At 73.3% G+C, this 20470-nt stretch carries 19 protein-coding genes and 1 tRNA gene; 13 read left to right on the plus strand and 7 right to left on the minus strand.

From position 1 onward, the window contains the following. Position 1: 1 nt before the first annotated feature. Both ACTMS0_RS07980 and ACTMS0_RS07985 read left to right on the plus strand, forming a co-directional pair. Positions 2–988, plus strand: coding sequence for a hypothetical protein (locus tag ACTMS0_RS07980; protein ID WP_441154452.1), 987 nt, complete (start codon positions 2–4; stop codon positions 986–988). A 100-nt stretch (positions 989–1088) separates the two neighbouring features. After that, positions 1089–1502, plus strand: a complete 414-nt coding sequence (locus ACTMS0_RS07985) for a hypothetical protein (protein WP_441154453.1) — start codon at positions 1089–1091, stop codon at positions 1500–1502. Between the two features lie 88 nt (positions 1503–1590). On the opposite strand, the gene ACTMS0_RS07990 is transcribed toward ACTMS0_RS07985, so the two are convergent. Beyond that, positions 1591–2931, minus strand: coding sequence for a pentapeptide repeat-containing protein (locus ACTMS0_RS07990; protein WP_441154454.1), 1341 nt, complete (start codon positions 2929–2931; stop codon positions 1591–1593). 248 nt (positions 2932–3179) lie between these two features. Between ACTMS0_RS07990 and ACTMS0_RS07995 the strand changes: the two genes are divergently transcribed. Continuing rightward, positions 3180–4010, plus strand: coding sequence for an esterase/lipase family protein (locus ACTMS0_RS07995; protein ID WP_441154455.1), 831 nt, complete (start codon positions 3180–3182; stop codon positions 4008–4010). A gap of 83 nt (positions 4011–4093) precedes the next feature. Here the strand turns inward: ACTMS0_RS07995 and ACTMS0_RS08000 are convergent, their stop codons facing one another. After that, positions 4094–5695, minus strand: a complete 1602-nt coding sequence (locus ACTMS0_RS08000) for a GMC family oxidoreductase (RefSeq protein WP_441154456.1) — start codon at positions 5693–5695, stop codon at positions 4094–4096. Positions 5696–6018: 323 nt separating this feature from the next. Between ACTMS0_RS08000 and ACTMS0_RS08005 the strand changes: the two genes are divergently transcribed. From ACTMS0_RS08005 to ACTMS0_RS08025, 5 genes are all read left to right on the plus strand, one after another. After that, positions 6019–6384, plus strand: coding sequence for a YciI family protein (locus tag ACTMS0_RS08005; RefSeq protein WP_441154457.1), 366 nt, complete (start codon positions 6019–6021; stop codon positions 6382–6384). A gap of 230 nt (positions 6385–6614) precedes the next feature. After that, the gene (gene pyk / locus ACTMS0_RS08010) at positions 6615–8063 is read left to right on the plus strand and encodes a pyruvate kinase (RefSeq protein ID WP_441154458.1); all 1449 of its coding nucleotides are present in this window, start codon (positions 6615–6617) and stop codon (positions 8061–8063) included. Between the two features lie 11 nt (positions 8064–8074). After that, the gene (locus ACTMS0_RS08015) at positions 8075–8944 is read left to right on the plus strand and encodes an acyl-CoA thioesterase (protein WP_441154687.1); all 870 of its coding nucleotides are present in this window, start codon (positions 8075–8077) and stop codon (positions 8942–8944) included. 89 nt (positions 8945–9033) lie between these two features. Further along, complete coding sequence (locus tag ACTMS0_RS08020; protein ID WP_441154459.1) at positions 9034–9504, plus strand: RrF2 family transcriptional regulator; 471 nt, start codon at positions 9034–9036, stop codon at positions 9502–9504. Positions 9505–9603: 99 nt separating this feature from the next. Then, positions 9604–10566: a sulfite exporter TauE/SafE family protein gene (locus ACTMS0_RS08025; RefSeq protein ID WP_441154460.1), complete on the plus strand. Its 963-nt coding sequence runs from the start codon at positions 9604–9606 to the stop codon at positions 10564–10566. A 118-nt stretch (positions 10567–10684) separates the two neighbouring features. Here ACTMS0_RS08025 and ACTMS0_RS08030 read toward each other — a convergent pair whose 3' ends face one another. The 3 genes from ACTMS0_RS08030 to ACTMS0_RS08040 form a co-directional block, all read right to left on the minus strand. Beyond that, complete coding sequence (locus tag ACTMS0_RS08030) at positions 10685–12118, minus strand: pyridoxal-dependent decarboxylase (RefSeq protein ID WP_441154461.1); 1434 nt, start codon at positions 12116–12118, stop codon at positions 10685–10687. A 220-nt stretch (positions 12119–12338) separates the two neighbouring features. Beyond that, positions 12339–13334, minus strand: coding sequence for an LLM class flavin-dependent oxidoreductase (locus tag ACTMS0_RS08035; protein WP_441154462.1), 996 nt, complete (start codon positions 13332–13334; stop codon positions 12339–12341). 61 nt (positions 13335–13395) lie between these two features. Beyond that, complete coding sequence (locus tag ACTMS0_RS08040; protein ID WP_441154463.1) at positions 13396–13875, minus strand: Lrp/AsnC family transcriptional regulator; 480 nt, start codon at positions 13873–13875, stop codon at positions 13396–13398. 83 nt (positions 13876–13958) lie between these two features. On the opposite strand from ACTMS0_RS08040, the gene ACTMS0_RS08045 reads away from it, so the two are divergent. Continuing rightward, the gene (locus tag ACTMS0_RS08045) at positions 13959–15137 is read left to right on the plus strand and encodes a trans-sulfuration enzyme family protein (RefSeq protein ID WP_441154464.1); all 1179 of its coding nucleotides are present in this window, start codon (positions 13959–13961) and stop codon (positions 15135–15137) included. A 32-nt stretch (positions 15138–15169) separates the two neighbouring features. Here the strand turns inward: ACTMS0_RS08045 and ACTMS0_RS08050 are convergent, their stop codons facing one another. After that, positions 15170–15919, minus strand: coding sequence for a helix-turn-helix domain-containing protein (locus tag ACTMS0_RS08050; protein WP_441154465.1), 750 nt, complete (start codon positions 15917–15919; stop codon positions 15170–15172). A gap of 31 nt (positions 15920–15950) precedes the next feature. Then, positions 15951–16027 (minus strand) — tRNA-Leu (locus ACTMS0_RS08055). 106 nt (positions 16028–16133) lie between these two features. Between ACTMS0_RS08055 and ACTMS0_RS08060 the strand changes: the two genes are divergently transcribed. From ACTMS0_RS08060 to ACTMS0_RS08075, 4 genes are all read left to right on the plus strand, one after another. Further along, the gene (locus tag ACTMS0_RS08060; protein WP_441154466.1) at positions 16134–16754 is read left to right on the plus strand and encodes an ANTAR domain-containing response regulator; all 621 of its coding nucleotides are present in this window, start codon (positions 16134–16136) and stop codon (positions 16752–16754) included. A 55-nt stretch (positions 16755–16809) separates the two neighbouring features. After that, on the plus strand, positions 16810–17976 hold the full coding sequence (locus ACTMS0_RS08065; RefSeq protein ID WP_441154467.1) for a hypothetical protein: 1167 nt from the start codon (positions 16810–16812) through the stop codon (positions 17974–17976). A gap of 259 nt (positions 17977–18235) precedes the next feature. Continuing rightward, positions 18236–19405: a branched-chain amino acid ABC transporter substrate-binding protein gene (locus tag ACTMS0_RS08070; protein ID WP_441154468.1), complete on the plus strand. Its 1170-nt coding sequence runs from the start codon at positions 18236–18238 to the stop codon at positions 19403–19405. An 87-nt stretch (positions 19406–19492) separates the two neighbouring features. Next, on the plus strand, positions 19493–20443 hold the full coding sequence (locus ACTMS0_RS08075; RefSeq protein WP_441154469.1) for a branched-chain amino acid ABC transporter permease: 951 nt from the start codon (positions 19493–19495) through the stop codon (positions 20441–20443). Positions 20444–20470: the final 27 nt, after the last annotated feature.

Below are 20470 nucleotides of genomic sequence, written 5' to 3' on the forward strand. Positions count from 1 at the left end.
CGTGGCCACCTTCGCCGACTACGCCGCGCTGGCCCGGCTGCTCGCCGAGCAGCGCCGGGCCGGTGAGCAGGGCGCCGCCGTGGAGGCCGAGCGCCGGCGCAACCTGCACGCCGCCGTCGACTCCCTCCAGCACCGGCTCACCGCCCAGGGGCAGCGCCTCGACCACCTCGGCCGCGCGATCGGCGCCGCGACCCCCGCCGCCGGTCCGCCGGCGCCACCGCACGTCGGGGCACCCTCGCCGCCCGCCGGGCCGCCCCCACCGCCGGGCGCCGACCGGCCGTCATCGGCGCCCGCCGGGCCGCCCCCACCGCCGGGCGCCGGCCCGCCGTCATCGGCGCCCGCCGGCCCGCCGTCATCGGCGCCGGCCGGGCCGCGGTCACCGGCCGGTCCGCCGCCTCCGGCTCCGCCGTCGGCCGGGCAGCCGGGTACGCACCACGGATCGGGGGCGGGGATGGCCGGCGGCGCAGCCGCCGCGCCGGGGCGGCCGGGTGTCGAGGCGTACCCCCAAGGTGGCGAGACGGCGCTGGCGGTGCCGGCGGCGGCCGGGGTGCCGGGGCCGCGTGCGGGGGAGGCGGACCCGGCGGCGGAGCTGGAGCTGGCGCGGCGCTACGCCGACGAGGCCGACCGGTACGGGCAGCAGGCCGAGCTGCTGGCTCAGCGGCCCCCGCTGCTGCCGGCCTGGTCGCCGGTGGCCCGGGCGTTCGCCGTGTACCTGGGCTGTGCCGGCGTCGGCGTGGTCCTCATGCTGGTCATGGTGCTCGCGTCCGGCGTCGGGGTGGTCGACCTCGGCACTTTGTACGCCTGGATGTGCGCCGGGCTGCCTGCCGTGTCGCTGATCGCCGGCTGGCTGGTGCTCGGCCGCTGGGGTCGGCCGGCGATGGTCGCCGGGACGCCGGCCCGCTATCCGGTGCTGGGCATCCTGGTCTGCTTCCTGGCGCTCCCGCTGGCCTACTGCGGCTACCTGCTGCTCTTCCGCACGGTGTTCTGAGACGCGGCCGGCAGATCTTGGAAGATTCCGGCCCTTCCAGGGGCCGGAATCTTCCAAGATCTGTCTACGCTGGACGCTCACCGGCGTAGGGAGGCGAGTGGTGGCGCGGGATGGTGGTGTGCTCGACGGCTTTCACATCGGGCACGTGCCCGCCGGGGTCGGTGCGGAGGTGTCGGACTTCGCCAGCGAGTGGGAGGACGTCCGCGTCGCCAGCCGCGTCTGGGAGCGGCAGGTGCCCGACGGCCACCGCGTGGACCTGCGAGTGCACGTCCTGCGCGGCGAGCGGCTCACCGATCTCGCCGCGCTGCGGGACTTCCTCGCCGAATACCAGGAGCGGGATCCGGCCTCGTGGACGCCGGCCGACTTCGCCCACGGCACGAGCCCGGGTGCGGTCGCCGATGACCAGGCGTTCTGGCTGGCCGAACCGGGTGTCGCCGTGACTGTGCTGGTCGACCCGGAGCGCGTGGACCGGGGCCAGCTCGTCGCCACGGCGCTGGCCGTCCGCCCGGCCTGACGCGGGTCGAACCACGGGCCGGTCGCCGAGACGGATTCAGCCCAGGGGCCGCTTCCTTCCAAGATTTTGCGGCCGGCGCGCCGCCGCGTCACTGGTCGGTCAGCAGCAGCCAGTCGTCGTCGACCGGGTGCACCTGCGTCCGGTCGGGCCAGACGTGGGACGCCGTCGTGGTGGCGCGGGCCTGGTCGAAGCCGGGGCGGCGGGCGAACGTCGCGCCGTCGAAGGTGACCGGGCCGTGGAAGCGGGCCCGCCCGAAGCTGGCCTTGCTCTCGAAGCGGGCCTGCTCGAACCACGCCTCGCCGTCGAACTCGGCGAAGCGGAACAGCGCCAGGTCGGCGAAGCGGGCCTGGCGGAAGCCGGCGTACCCGCCGAACACCACGTGCTCCATCGACAGGCCGCCGAGGAACACCGCATCCCGGAAAGTGGCGCTGTCGGTGAACCGGGCGGTGTCGAAGGTGGCCGGTTGGTGGAACGTCGTGCCCCGGAACGTCACCCGCGCGAACGTGGCGCCCCGGCAGGACAGCGTGCCCCCGAGGTCGGCCCGGTCGAAGCTGGTCCCGGTGCTGTCGGCTCCGTCGAGCACGATCTCCGCGTCGCCGGTGACCCCGTCGAGCAACAGTTCGTCGAACGTCGCCCCCAGCGACAGCCGTCCGCGTACGTCCGCGCCGGTGAAGCGGGTGGTGCCGGTGCAGACCGCCCCGGTGAGGTCGGCGTCGACCAGGGTGCAGCCGGCGGCGTCGAACCCGTCCAGCCGGGCGCCGGTCAGGTCGAGGCTGACCCCGGGCCAGAAGTGGTCGCCGTCCGCGCGCAGGTGCCGGGTGAGCACCCGCTGGGCCGTGCGCCGTACCTCGGTCTCGCGCGAGTCGTTGGCGCCCGGCATCCGGAGGTACGCGCAGAGCACGGCCACGATCGTCGGCCGCTGCCCCGGATTGTCCTGACCGAGCCGCTCCAGCGCGTGCAGGCCGCCGAGGCGGACGGCGGCGTTGTCGCTGCCGAGCAGCTCGACGGCCCGGGTGTACAGCTCGGTGAGCCGGCGCTCGGCGGCGTCGTGCTCGGCCGCCGCGGCCTGCCGTTCCTGCTGCCGCTGCGCCGCCTCGGCGACGGCCTCGGTGTGCGCCTGGACGCGTTCGCGGTGCGTCTGGTCCTGGGCCGCGACGGCCTCCTGGTGGCGCTGCGCGCGTTCGCTGATCCACTGCCGGCGGGCGGCGAGCAGCAGCGCGAGGCCGCCGCCGGTGCCGGCCACCACGGTCAGCCCGGTGCGGATCGCGTCGACCCGCAGGGTGGCGCGGGTGTCCGGCTGGGTGGCCCGGTCGGCCTCGCCGAGCAGCCAGTCCAGCACCCACCAGCCGAGGGCGACGGCGAGCAGCAGCCCGACCAGCACCAGCCACCACGGCATCACCCGCAGCCGCTCGTCGGGGGGTGAGGTCACGGCCCCCAGCATGCCATCGACGCGCCAGCGGGTGGGGGAGCGCGCCGACATCGTTGCCGCGCAACGCCTCGCGGACCGTACGACACTCCCTTGTAGACGGACGGCATCCGGAATGCCGGAATGCACCTTTGATGGAACAAACGGTTACCGGAGCGTAACTTAGCATTGACGAGCCTGAATTAATGGCCCCATCATCGTCGCACCGGTCGATCGGACACCGCACCCACCACCACCCCGGAGGTGCAGCCATGCTGCTCCGAAAGACCGCCACCGTGCTCGCGGCCGTTCTCGCCGCGACGCTCGCCGTCCCGGCCGCGACCGCCGCCGCGGCACCTGTCCCGACCGCCCCGACCGCCTCGGCGGCGTCCGAACCCGCCGCCGTTCCGGCCGCCGAGGACGCCGCGGAACGCGCCGATGCCAGTGCCAACCCGGTGATCATCGTCGGTGGCCTCAGCGGCTTCGCCCTGGTCTACGAGCCGCTCGCCGCCCGCCTGCGTGGCGACGGTTTCCGTCCGTTCACCTACGAACTGCCGGGGCTCGGCTTCGGCGACATCCCCACCTCCGCCCGCGCCTTCGCCGGGTACGTCGACCAGGTCCGCGCCGTCACCGGTGCGGCGAAGGTGGACGTCGTGGCGCACTCGCAGGGCGGCCTGGTGGCCCGCTACTACCTGAAGCGGCTGAACGGCACCGGCACCGTCGGCCGGTACGTCAGCCTCGGCACCCCGGAGCAGGGGACGTACGTGGCGAACATCCTCACCTTCATCGGGCTGGGCAGTTGCGCCGGCGTCGTCTCCTGCCAGCAGATGACCATCGGCTCGGACTTCGTCGCCGACCTCAACGCCGGCGACGACACCCCCGGCGCGGTCCGCTACACCACGGTCCGCACCTGGCAGGACGAGCTGGTCCGGCCGGTGGACAACGCCGCGCTGGCCGACGGGGCCACCAACGCGCTGATCCAGGCGTGGTGCCCGCTGCGGCTGGTCGGGCACCTCGGGCTCGCGCTCGACGGCACCACGTACACGGTGATCCGGCAGGCGCTGCGCGACGAGCGCATCAGGCCGAACTGCTTCGCCCTCTGACACGCGACGCGCTCCGGGCGCCGCCGCGCGGCCCGGGGCCGGCGGTCGCCACCCCGCGGTGGCGACCGCCGGTCGGCGTCGGCTCAGCCGGTGGCCCGGCCGAGGATGAGGTCGGCGGCCCGCCACGCCAGCGCCGTGACCGGCCCGTTGAGGAAGCCGGCAACCAGCACCGGCAGCACGGACGCGTCGACCACCCGCAGCCCGGCCACACCGCGGACCCGTAGCTGCGGGTCCACCACGGACCCGTCGTCCGGGCCCATCGCGCAGGTGCCGACGGCGTGGTAGCCGCAGTAGCCGTGTGTCACCGCCGCCTCGACGATCTCCTCGTCGGTCCGTGCCGCCGGCCCGGGCAGGGTTTCCGCGGCGATCCGCCCGGCGATCGGGGCGGTGGCGAAGAGGTCCCGCATCCGCCGGAAGAGGTCCACCGCGACGGCCCGGTCGTGGGCGGTGGTGAAGTAGTTCGCCACGATCTCCGGTGGCGTCCGCGGGTCGGCCGTCGTGATGGCCAGCCGGCCCTCGCTGTCCGGCCGGGCGACCGTGCCCAGGCACATCAGCCCCGGCTCGCGCTCCAGTTCCAATGCCCGGCCCGGCTGGTGGGGCGCGGCGGAGAAGGGCGCCATCAGCAGGGACGCGTCCGGCCGGTCCAGCTCCGGCCGGGACTTGACGTACGCCACGACGTCGTGGACCGGCAGCGCGAGCGGCCCCCGGCGGGTGGCCAGGTAGCGCAGCGCCGCCGCGGCCTGCCCGAGCGGGCTGCCGAGCCGCCGGTTGTAGCCTCCGGGACCGGCGAGCCGGTACTGGAGCACCATCGGCCGGTGCTCCCGCAGGCCGGCGCCGACCCGCGGCTGGTCGACAAGCACGTCCACGCCGGCGGCGCGCAGGGTGTCGGCCGGCCCGATCCCGGAGACCTGCAACAACTGCGGGCTGGCGAGGGCGCCGGCGGCCAAGATCACCTCGGCGGTGGCCAGGTGCTCGTGCCGCCGCCCGCCCGACTCGACCCCAACGCCGACCGCGCGACCGTCGCGGACCAGCACCCGCAGCACACGGGTGTCCACCGCGACGGTCAGGTTCGGGCGGTCCCGGACCGGGTGCAGGAACGCGTCGGCGGCGCTCACCCGCCGGCCGTCGCGGATGGTCGCCATGGTGTAGCCGATCCGCTCCCCGTCGTCGGCGTTCACGTCGTCGACGCGGCGCCAGCCGAGGGTGCCCGCGGCTTCGATCATCTCTTCGCACAGCTGGTCGGTGCCGGTGACGGAGGACAGCCGCAGCGGCCCGCCGGCGCCTCGCACCGGCGAGGCGCCGAGCGGGTTGTCCTCCAGCAGCCTGAAGATCGCCAGCATGGTCGACCAGCCCCAGCCCGGGTTGCCCCGGCGTTCCAGGTCGTCCCAGTCGGCCGGGCCGCCGCGCGCGTACACCATGCCGTTGACGGAGGTGGAGCCGCCGATCATCCGCCCGCGCTGCCACGTCTCCGGGCGCCCCGGGGCGGCGCTCGCGGGGTAGTGCCAGGCCCGGCGCGGGTCGTCCATGAGCGGGGCGAAGCCCTTGGGGACGCGAACCAGGGGGCTGCCGTCCCACCCGCCGGCCTCGATCAGCAGCACCCGGGTGCCCGGGTCCTCGCTGAGCCGGTTGGCGACAACACAGCCGGCCGCTCCCGCCCCGACGATGACGTAGTCGAACCCGTTCATCCTGGACCCTCACCCCCGCTGGAACATGAAGATCCTCCATACGGTAGTGATCCGATTACTCAGCGGAAATGGCCCGATCGTTGTCCCCGGGTCCGCTGCTCGGCCCGGCCCCGACCGGGCGCACCGGGGGCCTGGACCGGCTCGCCCCGAGGAACTGGCCCACCGCCGGGCCGCGGCAACGTCGAGGGCGGCTGACCGGTTCTCCTCGCGGCGGCTGCGCGGCCGGGATTGCCGACGAAGTTGGCCGTACCGGCCCCCGGCGCGTGGGACGCTGTGCGCGTGCCGGCCGGCGCCGCCGGCGCGACGGGCGGGAGGAGAACGCCATGACGGGGATGCCGGAGGTCGACTTCGCGCTCGACACGTACGAGTGCATCGTGCTCTATCCCGGCCCGTCCGGGCGGGCGCTGCCGGCGGAGACCGTGCAGCGGCTCCAGGCCGAGCACCTCGCGCACATGCAGGCCCTGCAACGGCGCGGCATCATCCTGGTCGCGGGGGCGGTGGACGGGCCCGCCCGCGAGCCGGACCCGCCGCTCGGGTTCGGCCTGGCCCGCACCGGCTCGGTGGACGACGTCCGCAGCGTGATGGAGGCCGACCCGGCCGTGCAGGCCGGCCTCTACAAGGTGGATGTGATGAGCTTCTACTGCCCGGCCGGTTCGCTGGAGTTCCCGCTGGCCAAGACGCAGAGCTGAGCAGACTCCATGAGCGTTCGTCGGTCGCCCCGGCGCCGTGCACCCGCGCCTTCCGGCCCGGCTGACACCGGACGGTACGATTCCGGGCGCGCGGTCGCCGATGCCCGCCGTCACGACGTCCCCGGCGGGCAGTCCCACCGCCGGCCGCGCACCCGCGCGTCGTCGGACGAACTTGTTTGCAGTGCGACAGGGGTCGGCCCGCAGTCCGGCCCGGAGGAGAGACTAGCCTGATGGGCGTGACACGCCGCGCGAAGATCGTCTGCACACTTGGTCCCGCCACCTCCTCGCCCGAGCGCATCCGCGGCCTCGTCGAGGCCGGCATGAACGTGGCGAGACTCAACTTCAGTCACGGCAGCCACGCCGACCACGAGGCCGTCTACCGGCTCGTGCGGGAGGCGGCCGACGCGGCCGGCCGTCCGGTGGCGGTCCTGGCCGACCTGCAGGGCCCGAAGATCCGGCTCGGCCGCTTCGCCGACGGCCCCCACGAGTGGCGCACCGGCGACTCCGTCGTCATCACGAGTGACGACGTCGTCGGCACCAAGGAGCGGGTCTCCTGCACCTACAAGAAGCTGCCGCAGGAGGTGAAGCCCGGCGACCGGCTGCTGATCGACGACGGCCGGGTCGCGGTCGAGGTCACCGACGTCACGGGCAACGACATCCGCGTCCTGGTCACCGAGGGCGGCCCGGTCTCCAACAACAAGGGCGTGTCACTGCCGAACGTGGCGGTCAGCGTCCCCGCGCTGTCCGACAAGGACTCCGAGGACCTGCGGTTCGCCCTCGGCCTCGGCGTCGACCTGATCGCGCTCTCCTTCGTCCGCTCCGCCGACGACATCAAGCTGGTCCACGCCATCATGGCCGAGGAGGGTGTGCACCGGCCGGTGCTGGCGAAGGTCGAGAAGCCCGAGGCGGTGGACCACCTCGAGGCGATCGTGCTGGCCTTCGACGGTGTCATGGTGGCCCGGGGCGACCTCGGCGTGGAGCTCCCGCTCGACCACGTCCCGCTGGTGCAGAAGCGCGCGGTGCAGCTCTGCCGGGAGAACGCCAAGCCGGTCATCGTGGCCACCCAGATGCTCGACTCGATGATCGAGAATTCCCGGCCCACCCGCGCCGAGGCCTCCGACGTGGCGAACGCCGTCCTCGACGGCGCGGACGCGGTGATGCTCTCCGGCGAGACCAGCGTCGGCAGGTACCCGGTGCTGGCCGTCAGCACCATGGCCAAGATCGTCACCACCACCGAGTCCGGCTCGATCGGCGTGCCCCGGCTCCAGCACGACCCGCGTACGCACGGCGGCGCGCTCACCGTCGCCGCCTCGTCGATCGCCCGGGCCATCAGCGCCAAGGCCCTGGTGGCGTTCTCGCAGACCGGCGACACCGTCCGCCGCCTGTCCCGGCTGCACTGCGACCTGCCGCTGCTCGCGTTCACCCCGGTGCCCGAGGTGCGCAACCAGCTCGCGTTGTCCTGGGGCGTGGAGACGTTCCTGATGCCGTTCGTCGAACACACCGACGACATGTTCCGGCAGGTCGACGAGGCCCTGCTGGGCCTGGGCCGGGCCAATCCCGGCGAGTACGTCGTGATCGTCGCCGGCAGCCCGCCCGGCACCCCCGGCTCGACCAACACGCTGCGCGTACACCAGCTGGGGTCGCTCGTCGACGCCGCGTCCGCGCGGGCGCTGCAGTGAGCGCGGCGGAGATCGCGGTCGGCCAGGCCGCCGTCGACCAGTTGCTGGAGGTCCTGGACCTCACGCCCACCGGCGAGATGGCCTTCCGGGGGATGAGCCCGCCGGTCGGTCCGCAGCGGGTGTACGGGGGGCAGGTCGCCGGCCAGGCCCTCGTCGCCGCCGGCCGCACCGTCGACCCGGAGCGTTTCGTGCACTCCCTGCACGGCTACTTCGTACGCCCCGGTGACCCGGTCGAGCCGATCGAGTACCAGGTGGAGAACATCCGCGACGGCCGCTCGTTCTCGGTCCGCCGCGCGGTCGCGCTCCAGCACGACAAGCCGATCTTCTTCATGTCCGCGTCCTTCCAGCGGGTGGAGGAGGGGCTGGACCACCAGGCGCCGGGCCCACCGGACGTGCCGGGGCCGGACGAGGTGCCGACCATGAGCGACCGGCTCGCCCGCTACCCGGAGCGGCTCGGCATCTGGGCGCAGATCCCGCGCCCCATTGACGTCCGCTACGTCGGCGAGCCGGGCTGGGTCCGTCCCGGTGACCGCCCGGCCGAGCCGCACCAACGGGTGTGGATGCGCATCGACGGCAAGCTGCCCGACGACCCGCTGCTGCACGCGTGCGCGCTGACGTACGCCTCCGACCTGACCCTGCTGGACTCCGTGCTGTCGGTGCACGGCGAGGTCTGGGGTCCCGGCGGCGTGGTGGGCGCGAGCCTGGACCACGCGCTGTGGTTCCACCGGCCGTTCCGCGCCGACGAGTGGTTCCTCTACGACTGCTGGAGCCCGTCGGCGTCCGGCGCGCGGGGGCTGGCGACCGGCCGGATGTTCACCCGCGGCGGGCGGCAGATCGCCAGCGCCGTTCAGGAGGGCCTGCTGCGCCGGGTCGGCGCCTGACCGCGATCCGGCCGTCACCGGCCGCCCCCTGCCGATCGGCCGAGGGGTGATCCGCCGGGCGGGGTGACCGGCCGGATAGCCTGTCCGGCATGCGTCTCTCCGCCCGGGTCGACTACGCCCTCCGCGCGGTCGCCGAGCTCGCCTCGGTGACCGGCGGCTCCACCGCCGGGCGGGGCCGGCCGGTGACCGCCGACCAGATCGCCCGCGCCCAGGACATCCCGCCGAAGTTCCTGGAGAGCATCCTGCTGCAACTGCGCCGGGGCGGGATCGTGCACGCCCAGCGGGGCCCGGAGGGCGGCTACTGGCTGGCCCGGCCGGCGGACGAGATCTCCCTCGCCGAGGTGATCCGGGTGATCGACGGGCCGCTCGCGCACGTACGGGGGCAGCGGCCCGAGGACCTCGGCTACCACGGGCCGGCGCGAGCCCTGCAGGACGTGTGGATCGCCCTGCGGGCCAGCGAACGGCAGATCCTCGACCTGGTGACCGTCGCCGACGTCGCCGGCGGCACGCTCCCGCCGCGCGTCACCGAACTCGCCGCCGACCCGGCCGCCTGGACCTGACCGACGTCCCACTGATCGAACAGGGGCTTGACCCGGGCACCGCCCATCCCGCATTGTCGACCAAGTCGATAGGAGATACCCAAAAACTCGGGAGGTGCCGTGCGCAAGCTGCTCGTCCTCGCGCTCGTCGGGCTGGCCGCGCAGCTCGTCGACGGCGCGCTCGGCATGGCGTACGGGCTCACCTCCTCGACGCTGCTGCTGCTCGCCGGCGTCGCGCCGGCCGCCGCCTCGGCGTCGGTGCACCTCGCCGAGATGGGCACGACGCTCGCCGCGGGCGTGGCGCACTGGCGGTTCGGCAACGTCGACTGGCGCGTGGTCGGCCGCATCGCCGTGCCGGGCGCGCTCGGGGCGTTCGCCGGCGCGACCTTCCTCAGCGCCATCTCCACCGAGGCCGCCGCGCCCTGGATGGCGGCGATCCTGTTCACGCTCGGCGCGTACCTGCTGGTGCGCTTCTCCCGGCCGCTGCGCACCGAGCGGCGCGCCGGCCGGCTGCGCGGGCGCTTCCTCGGCCCGCTCGGCCTGGCCGCCGGCTTCGTCGACGCCACCGGCGGCGGGGGCTGGGGGCCGGTCGCCACGCCCGCCCTGCTGGTCAGCGGCCGGATGGAGCCCCGCAAGGTGATCGGCTCGGTCGACACCGCCGAGTTCCTGGTCGCCGGCGCGGCCAGCGTCGGGTTCCTCCTCGGCCTCGGCTCCGAGGGCTTCCTGCTGCCGATGGTGGCCGCCCTGCTGGTCGGCGGCCTGATCGCCGCCCCGCTGGCCGCCTGGCTGGTCCGCATCGTGCCCGCCCAACTGCTCGGCGCGGCGATCGGCGGGGTGATCGTGCTGACCAACGCCCGCACGCTGATGCGCGCCGCCGACCTCGGTGGCGGGGCCCGGCCGGCCGTGTACGCGCTGCTGGTCGCCGGCTGGGTCGCCGCGCTCGGGTTCGCCGTCCGGGCCCTGCTGCGCGCCCGCCGCGCCCGGGCGGTCGCCGCAGCCGCCCTCGTCGCCGCCCACCCGGCCGGCCCGGTGCCGCACCCCGCCGACGCCACCCCCGAGCCGGTCGCCGCTCCGAGCCGGTAGTCCCCGCTCGTTCCACCGCGAGATCTTGGAGAGGAACGGCCCGCCCGAGGGGCCGAAATCTTCCAAGATCCTCCGCGCGCCGCGCGCCGCGCCGCCCGCCGTGCCGCCCGCCGTGCGGTCAGCGGGGGAGGAGGGTGTCGGTGGCGTCGGTGAGCAGGGTCCAGGCCTCGTCGACGTGGGTCTCGGTGGTCTGCGGCGAGCCGACCGCGAGCCGCAGCGTGTACCGGCCCGCCACCCGGGTGTGCGTCAGGTGCACCCGGCCGGTCGCGTTCACCCGGGCCAGCAGTTCGGCGTTGACCGCGTCGTCGGCCCGCAGGCGGAAGCAGACCAGCGAGTACGGGTGCGGAGCGGCCAGTTCGAACCGTTCGTCGGCGCGTACCCGGTCGGCGAGGCGGCCGGCGAGCGCCACCCCCGACCGGATGTGCGCGCGCAGGCCCTCCACCCCGTACCAGCGCAGGACGAACCACAGCTTCAACGCCCGGAACCGGCGGCCCAGCGGCACCTGCCAGTCCCGGTAGTCGATCACCGCGCCGGACTCGGTGGCCACGTTGCGGAGGAACTCCGGCATCACCGTCAGCGCCTCGATCAGCTCGCCCCGGTCGGCCACCCAGAACGCGTCACAGTCGAAGCCGGTGAGCAGCCACTTGTGCGGGTCGAAGCAGTACGAGTCGGCGTACTCCAGCCCGGCGTGCCCGAACCGCAGTTCGGGGCAGACCGCCGCCGCGCCCGCGTACGCGGCATCCACGTGCAGGAAGATCCCGTACTCGGCGCAGATCGCGCCGATCTCCGGCAGCGGATCGATCGCGGTCGTCGAGGTGGTCCCCACGGTGGCGACCACCAGGGCCGGTACCACGCCGGCGGCCCGGTCCGCCTCGATGGCGGCCCGCAGTGCCGCCGGCGACATCGCCAGGGTCTCCGGGTCCGCCTCGACCAACCCGACGCCGTCCTCACCGAGCCCGGCGATCCGGACGGCCTTCTCGATGGACGAATGGCCCTGAGTGGACGTGTACGCGCGGTAGCGGCGGTCGACGCCGGCCTCCCGCCACCGGCCCCCGCTCGCCCGGTGCACCGCCACCAGTGTCGCCACGAGGGTCGCCGAGGAGGCCGAGTCCTGGATGACACCGCCGCCGGCGCCGGCCGACCGGAACCGCTCCGGCAGGTCCAGCAGGTCGGCGAGCCAGTCCAGCATCGCCGTCTCCAGTTCGGTGCAGGCCGGACCGGTCGCCCAGAGCATCCCCTGCACGCCCAGCCCCGAGCTGACCAGGTCGCCGAGCACGCTCGGGCCGGACGTGTTGGCCGGGAAGTAGCCGAAGAAGCCGGGGTGCTGCCAGTGCGTGAGGTGCGGCGTGACCAGCGTGTCGAGGTCCGCGAGGACCGCCGCGACCGGCTCGCCGTGCTCCGGCGGTCCGGCCGGGAGCCCGGCGGCCACCGCGCCGGGCGGGGCCGACGAGGTCACGGGACGCTCGGGCAGCGTGGCCCAGTAGTCGGCTATCCAGTCCACCACGGCGTGCCCGGCGCGGCGGAACTCCTCCGGGGTCATGTGCGCAACCACCCGGCGAGTGGATCAAGAATGCGCGGCGGAGGCAAGGACAACCACCCGCGTTGAAAATAGTGAGGCACCGGGCCGGAGCCGCGGAACCCGCCAACTCCGGCCCGGTGCGCCACACCGTGGCACCCCCGACCCGTCCCGACCGGGAATGCCGTACCACCACCGGAACCAAAGCTATGCGCACCGGGCGTCCCGGGAGTGACGTCGGCGTAAAGATCGTGTTTCAGGAGTCCCGGCGCAGGCCGCCGGCGACCCGCTCGGCGATCAGCTCGAACGAGCGCACCCGGTCGGCCACGTCGTACACCAGCGTCGTGAGCATCAGCTCGTCCGCGCCCGTGCGCTCCAGCAGCTCCCCGAGCTGCCGCCGGACCGTCTCCGGCGAACCCGTCGCCTGCCCCTCGCGGCGCTGCGCCACGAACTCCCGTTCCAGCTCCGTGTACGGGTACGCCGCCGCCTCCTCCGGCGTGGCGAGGGGCTCCGGCCGGCCCGAGCGCAGCTTCAGGAACGCCAGCCCGGCCGGCCCGGCCAGCCACTCGGCCCGCTCGTCGGTCTCCGCGCACACCGCGTTGACCGCCACCATCGCGTACGGCCGCTCCAGCCACCGCGACGGCCGGAAGTTCTGCCGGTACAGCGCCAGCGCCGGCAGCGTGTTCTGCGCGCTGAAATGGTGCGCGAACGAGAACGGCAGACCCAGCAACCCGGCCAGCTGGGCGCTGAACCCGCTGGAGCCCAGCAGCCAGATCGCCGGCCGCTGCCCCAGACCCGGCGTGGCCGTGATCGGCCCCGGGTCCTCACCGGTGAAGTAGTTCATCAGGTCCGTCAGCTCCCGGGGGAACCCCTCCGCCGACAGCCCCTCCATCGTCCGGCGCAGCGCCAGCGCCGTCATCTGGTCGGTGCCCGGCGCACGCCCGATGCCGAGGTCGATCCGGCCCGGATGCAGCGCCTCCAGGGTGCCGAACTGCTCGGCCACCACCAGCGGCGCGTGGTTCGGCAGCATCACCCCGCCCGAGCCCAGCCGGATGGTGCTCGTGTGCGCCGCGAGGTGCGCCAGCAGCACCGCCGGGGCGGACGACGCGATCGCCGGCATGTTGTGATGCTCGGCCACCCAGAACCGGTGGTACCCCAGCTCCTCGGCCCGCCGGGCCAGTGCGGTCGTGTGCCGCAACGCCTCCCCGGCGCTCGCGCCACGGGCCACCGGAGCAAGATCAAGAACAGACATCGGTACGTCGATCACAACCGTCGCCAACCCGCTGGGCGTCCAGTTTGTTCCGGAAGGTGGCCTAACCCACGCCGCGCGCCTGCTCGAAGATCAGGCTCGTCTGGGTGTGCTGCACCGCCGGGTCCACCGCCAGATGGTCGAGCACGAAGTCCCGCAGCGCGTCCGCCGACGCCGCGCGCACGTGCAGCACGTAGTCCTCCGCGCCCGCCACGTGGAACACCGCCACCACCCCCGGCAGCCGCACCGACCGCGCCCGGAACGCGTCCACCACCGCCCGGTCGTGCGCCGACAGCCGCACCGACACCAGCGCCTGCAACGGCAGGCCCACCGCCGCCGGGTCCACCTCCGCGTGGAACCCCCGGATCGCCCCGCACTCCCGCAGGGCGCGGGTGCGCGCCAGGCAGGTCGACGGAGCGACCCCCACCCGCTCGGCGAGGGCGTTGTTCGGCAGGCGGCCGTCCGCGGCCAGCTCCGCCAGGATCGCGCGGTCGGTGTCGTCCAGGCTGGCGTACGGCCGCACATCGTTCGGTGCAACGGGCATGCCACCATCCTCTCCCGAATCACCCGAGCCTGCCCAGCGACTTTGCCGAATGATGTTCGATGCTATTGCTGTAGACGCCTCACATGTTCGATCCTTCCGGCATGACGACCGTGGACACCCGAGCCGTGCACGCCGGCCGCGACGACCTCGCCGCCCTCGGCGTCCACGCCGCGCCCATCGACCTGTCCACCACCAACCCACTGCCCTCGGTCGACACCGGCGGCGACGCGTACGAGACCCTCGCCACCGGCGGGACCCTCTCACCCGGTGGCACCGCCGTCTACCAACGGCTGTGGAACCCCACCGTCGCCCGCTTCGAGACCGCCCTCGCCGACCTCGAAGGCACCACCGACGCCGTCGCCTTCGCCAGCGGCATGGCCGCCCTCACCGCCGCCCTGCTCGCCGCCACCCGCGACGGCAAGCGGCACCTCGTCGCCGTCCGCCCCCTCTACGGCGGCACCGACCACGTCCTCGCCACCGGCCTGCTCGGCACCGACGTCACCTGGGCCCGCCCCGACGAGGTCGCCACCGCCGTCCGGCCCGACACCGCCCTCGTCCTCGTCGAGACCCCCGCCAACCCCACCCTCGACCTCGTCGACATCGCCGCCCTCGCCCGCGCCGCCGGCGAAGCGCCGCTGCTCGTCGACAACACGGTCGCCACGCCTGTGCTCCAGCAGCCCGCCCGGCACGGCGCCACCCTCGTCCTGCACAGCGCCACCAAGAGCATCGGCGGCCACGGCGACGTCCTCGCCGGCGTCATCGCCTGCGACACCGACTGGGCGACCCGGCTCCGGCAGGTGCGGGCACTCACCGGCGCGATCCTGCACCCCCTCGGCGCGTACCTCGCCCACCGCGGCCTCCAGACCCTCCCGCTGCGCGTCCGCGCCCAGCAGGCCGGCGCCGAGAAGATCGCCGCCTGGCTCGCCGACCACCCCGCCGTCGCGCGCGTCCACCACCCCTCGCTGCACGACCCCGCCGGGCTCGTCGGCCGCCAGATGTCCGGCCCGGGCAGCCTCCTCGCCTTCGAGGTACGCGGCGGCGCACCCGCCGCGGCCGCCGTCGCCGGCGCCTGCCGGCTCATCACCCACGCGGTCTCGCTGGGCGGCGTGGACACGCTGATCCAGCACCCGGCGTCGCTCACCCACCGGCCGGTGCAGGGGGAGGCGAGGCCGGTGGGCGGACTGCTGCGGCTGTCGGTCGGCCTGGAGGACCCGGAGGACCTGCGCGAGGACCTGGGGCGGGCGCTGGGCGCGATCGCCTGACGGGCGGGTCCGGCACGCCGGCCCGACGGGCGTCACGACTTCGGGCCGACGTGGCGGTCGAGCGCGGCGACGGCTTCCCGGCGCGCGACGGACAGCGAGTTGCGACGGTTCATCCGCCAAGCGATGTCGAGCAGGTCCAGGGCCCACTGGCAGAGGCCCATGATGTCGACGGACTCGTTGGTGAACATGTAGCGGGGGTAGACGTACTCCTTGCCTCGAACCTTCACCCGGTTGGCGAAACGCGCACCGTCGGAGTGGAACAGGCCGCGCAGGAAATCGCCCGCGCAGGCGGTGACGATGTCCTTCTGCCAGTCGGCGAGGACGATCGGCCGCTCGTGTTTCTTGCCCGGTCCGTGTTGCGGCAGCAGGCAGGGCCAGTGCTTGCCGTAGCTCTGGACGTTGACACAGCCCTGTTGCGGGACCCGCTGCACCTTGGACGCCAGCACCCGGCGCATGGCGTTCTCGCAGGCGGCGATCAGGCCGGGCCAGGAGTTGCTGCAGGAGATCCGCAACACGGGGACCCGCGCCGTGGTGACGAGGTGGCCGTCACCCAGGTAGAGGCCGAGAAGGTAGCTGTATGCCGATGGATCTGTCGGGCTGCCGACATCGGGCCGGCAGCGGAAGCAGCGAAGTGCGGTCCCTTGGCTGATGGGCTCGGGCCGATCGCGGCACCAGCGCCACACCGTGCGGTAGGAGAGCCCGACGCTGCGGGCGGTGTCAGCGATGCTGGCTCCGGACAGATACAACCGCCGGGCGCGAGCGCGGATCTCGGGTGGATGCACGCACTGATCGTCGAACAGAAGTACGACAAATTGGTGTCCCCGGTGGGATTCGAACCCACACTGTCGGAGGTTTGAGCTCCGTTTCTCTACCGGTTGGAATACGGGGACATACTCGCCGAAGCCTTTAGTGGCGCCTCATAGAGTACCCACTACGCTAGGGGCGTCGACACCCGGCTGAGCGGGTGTCGGGCGAAGAATGGTGGGGGTAAGGCTGGTGGCCGAGACGCAGACGGACGCCGAGCGCAGGCGCGTACTGATCGCCGAGGACGAGGCGCTCATCCGGCTGGACCTCGCCGAGATGCTCGCCGAGGAGGGCTACGAGGTCGTCGGCGAGGCCGGCGACGGTGAGACCGCCGTCCGGCTGGCCGAGGAGCTGAAGCCCGACCTGGTCATCCTCGACATCAAGATGCCGATCATGGACGGGCTGGCCGCCGCCGAGCGGATCGCCGGCGCGCGGATCGCCCCGGTGATCATCCTGACCGCGTTCAGCCAGCGGGACCTGGTGGAGCGGGCGCGGGCGGCCGGCGCGATGGCGTACCTGGTGAAGCCGTTCCAGAAGAGCGACCTGGTCCCGGCGGTGGAGATCGCCCTGTCGCGGTACTCGGAGATCGCCGCCCTCGAGTCGGAGGTCGCCGGCCTGACCGACCGCCTGGAGATCCGCAAGACCGTCGAACGCGCGAAGGGCGCGCTGATGACGACGTACGGGATGACGGAGCCGCAGGCGTTCAAGTGGATCCAGCGCACGGCGATGGACCACCGGATGACCATGAAGGAGGTCGCCGAGCGGATCCTCGCGGAGACCGCCGGCGGCGAGGTGGCCCGCCCGGCCACCTGAGGACCCATCCGTCCGGCCGGTCCCGGGCGGGGTCCGGATCGATAGCATCGGATCCGTGTCGGTGCGGCGGCTGATGGCGGTGCTCGCCGCCGTGGTGCTGCTCGTCGGTTGCGAGCGGGCGGGGACCGCCGACCGCCCGGAACGCGCGCTCACGCCGGCCTGGACGGCGCTGACCCTGCCGGTCCCGCCGGGGCCGCCGGGGCGGCTGCTGTTGCGCGACGCGGCGTCCTGCGGGGGCCGGTGGTACGTGGCCGGCGGCGTCGCCGACGCGGCGGGTGGCACCCGGCCGGCGGCCTGGACGAGTGCGGACGGCGTGACGTTCGCGCCGCTGACGCTGGTGCCGTCGAGCTTCTCCGGTGAGCAGCACGTGCTGTCGGCGGTGGCGTGCCGGGGGTCGCGGGTGGCGGCGGTCGGGTCGAAGAGCGGGGGAGTGCACGGCAATCCGCGGGTCGGGACCTGGGCGCAGGGTCCGGACGGGGCGTTGCGGGAGGTGCCGGCGCCGTTCGAGCAGTTCGGTGGTCCCCGGGCGGTGAGTGTGGGCCGGATCGTGGCCGGCCCGGAGGGCTGGCTGGTGGTCGGGTCGCGGGTGGCCGGGGCGGCGGTCTGGATCTCACCGGACTCGTCGGCGTTCACGCTGGTGGAGGGTGTGCCGGAGCTTGCGGGCGACGCTCGCGGGCGCACGGTGGCGGCGGACGCGGTGGCCGTACCGTCGGGGTGGCTGGTGGTGGGGTCGTTGCTGGCGGCCGGCGGGCCGAGGCCGTTGGCGTGGATGTCGGCCGACGGCCGCGCGTGGCGGCGGGCGGAGTTGCCGGGCGGTCCGGACGGTTCGGGTGCGGCCCAGCGGGTGGTGGCGACCGCGGGCGGGCCGGTGGCGGTGGGGCCGGCGGGTGCGGTGGGTTTCGCGGCGTGGCGGTCGACGGCGGACGGCTGGCGGTGGGCCGGGGCGTTCGGTGCCGGTGGTGCCGGGGTGCCGTCGGTGGCGGGTCTGGCGGTGGCCGGCGCGGGCGTGGTGGCGGTGACTCGTGGGGCGGCCGGTCACGCCCTGTGGTTCTCGCCTGATCTTGGCCATTCGTGGCGGGCGATGGGGTTGCCGAGGGCGGTTCCGGACACCGGTGACACGGCGGTGGCGGTCGCGTCTGACGGAGATCGATTGCTGTTGGTCGGGGATGACGGGGAAGGCTCCCGTGCCTGGTGGGGGGCGTTGTCGGCGGCCGGTCGGTAGCTGGTCTAACGACTTTCGCTCGTTACCGACGAAACAAAGGTGAAAAGGTTTCAGGACCGAAGGTTCTTACAGCGATCGTTTCTGATCGGGCACGGCGTGTAACGGTTCGGTCAACCCGCTCTCCTGGGGCTTTCATCACAGCTCGGAGGTGGGATAACGTCCGGCCCCAGACCGGCGACGACGGTCTGGTTCGGCCACCCCGCAAGGGCCAATCGGTGCCGGGTGGATCGGGCCATTGGGATGGAGGAGGGTACGAGCCGTGAGGCAGAAGCTCGCACGGGTGCTGAGTGGCGTCGCCATCAGCGCACTAGTGTTCGGCGGCGCGGCCGCATGCAAGGCTGACAGTGGTAGCGAGGGTGGTGGCAGTTCCGCCGCCTGCGATCTGAAGCTCGGCTTCTTCGGCCCGCTGACCGGTGACGCGGCCGGTCTCGGTATCCACATGCGCAACGGCACCAAGCTGGCGATCGACCAGTACAACAAGGAGAACGCCGACTGCAAGGTCACCCTGGCCGAGTACGACTCGCAGGGCGACCCGGCCAAGGCCCCGGCCCTGGCGCAGCAGGCCGTCGGCGACCAGAAGGTCGTCGGCATCGTCGGCCCGGCGTTCTCCGGTGAGTCCGAGGTTGCCGACCCGATCTTCGACGAGGCGGGTCTGCCGATCATCACCCCGTCGGCCACCCGGCCGAGCCTGAGCACCAAGGGCTGGAAGATCTTCCACCGGGGCGTCGGCAACGACATCTCCCAGGGCCCGGCCCTCGGTCGTTACATCAAGGACGTCCTGAAGGCCGAGAAGGTCTACGTCGTCGACGACCAGTCCGCCTACGGCGCGGGTCTGAAGGACGAGGTCAAGAAGGTCATCGGCAGCAGCGCGGTCGGCGAGGACAAGATCCAGGTCAAGCAGACCAACTTCTCCGCCGTCTCCACCCGGATCATCTCCAGCGGCGCGACGGCGCTGTTCTTCGGTGGCTACTACACCGAGGCGGGCCTGCTGCTCAAGCAGCTCAAGGGTGCCGGCTGGAAGGGCACGATGGTCGCCGGTGACGGCGTCAACGACGCCAACTTCATCAAGGTCGCCGGCGAGGCGGTCGCCGAGGGCACGATCCTGACCTGCCCGTGCGCTCCGGCCACCGCGGCCAAGGGCACCTTCCTCACCGACTACAAGGCCGCGTTCGAGAACGCCGAGCCCGGCACCTACGCCGACGTGTCGTACGACATCACCAAGATCTTCCTCGAGGGCATCAAGAGCGGCAAGAGCACCCGTGCCGACCTGCTGTCCTTCGTCAAGTCGTACAACAAGGCGGGCACGGCGACCGGCGTGACCTACAAGTTCGAGGCCAGCGGCGAGCTGGACCCGGCCCAGGTGGTCGTCTGGGCGTTCAAGGTCAACGCGGGCAAGGTCGTCCCGGACGTCGAGATCCCCAAGGCCTGACCGGACAGCCGGTCCCCTGGGACACACGGTGCGGCCGGGAGTTCTCCTCCCGGCCGCATCGTTTGGCCGCACCTTTGGAGCCCCCACTTGAACTTCGATGAGTTCTTCGGAAACTTCCCGGCGCTGACCATAACCGGGTTGGAGCAGGGCGCGATCTACGCGCTCGTCGCTCTCGGCTACACCCTGGTATACGGTGTGCTGCGCCTGATCAACTTTGCCCACTCCGAGGTCTTCATGGTCGGTACCTTCACCGCCCTGTGGACCTGGGAGGCGCTGGGCTACGACCAGAACAGCCCCTCACCGGCCTTCGGGCCGCTGCTCATAGCCCTGGTGGCCGGCCTCGCGGTGGCGGCCCTCGCCTCGGCGGCCACCGCCGTCACGGTCGAGTTGGTGGCGTACCGGCCGCTGCGGAAGCGCAACGCCCCGCCGTTGGCGTTCCTGATCACCGCGATCGGCGCGTCCTTCGTGCTGGCCGAGTCGTTCGGCATCGGCACCTCCCGGGCGCCGTTCGGCATGCCGACGCTGATCCCGCAGGAGACGCTCTTCACCGTCTTCGGCGCCGCGATCACCAACGTCCAGCTGATCATCCTCGGCGTGACGCTGGTGATGATGGTGGGCCTGGACCAGTTCGTGAACCGCAGCCGGCTGGGCCGCGGCATCCGGGCGGTGGCCCAGGACGCGGACACCGCCGCCCTGATGGGCGTCAACAAGAACCGGGTCATCCTGCTGGTGTTCGTGCTCGGCGGTCTGATGGCCGGTGTGGCGGCGCTGCTGTGGAACGTCCGGTACGGCTACACCAAGTTCAACGTCGGCTTCCTCATCGGGCTCAAGGCCTTCGCGGCCGCGGTCCTCGGCGGCATCGGCAACCTGCGCGGCGCGCTGCTCGGTGGCCTGCTGCTGGGCGTCGCGGAGAACTACGCGGCCGGCCTCTTCGGTGGAGACTGGAAGGACTTCACCGGTTTCGTGCTGCTGGTCGTGCTGCTGATGTTCCGGCCCACCGGTCTGCTCGGTGAATCACTCGGGAGGGCGCGCGCATGACCGCCACCGCGGAGAACGGACGGACCT

Origin of the sequence: Micromonospora sp. H33, assembly GCF_052068455.1 — a bacterium.
Taxonomy (GTDB): domain Bacteria; phylum Actinomycetota; class Actinomycetes; order Mycobacteriales; family Micromonosporaceae; genus Micromonospora.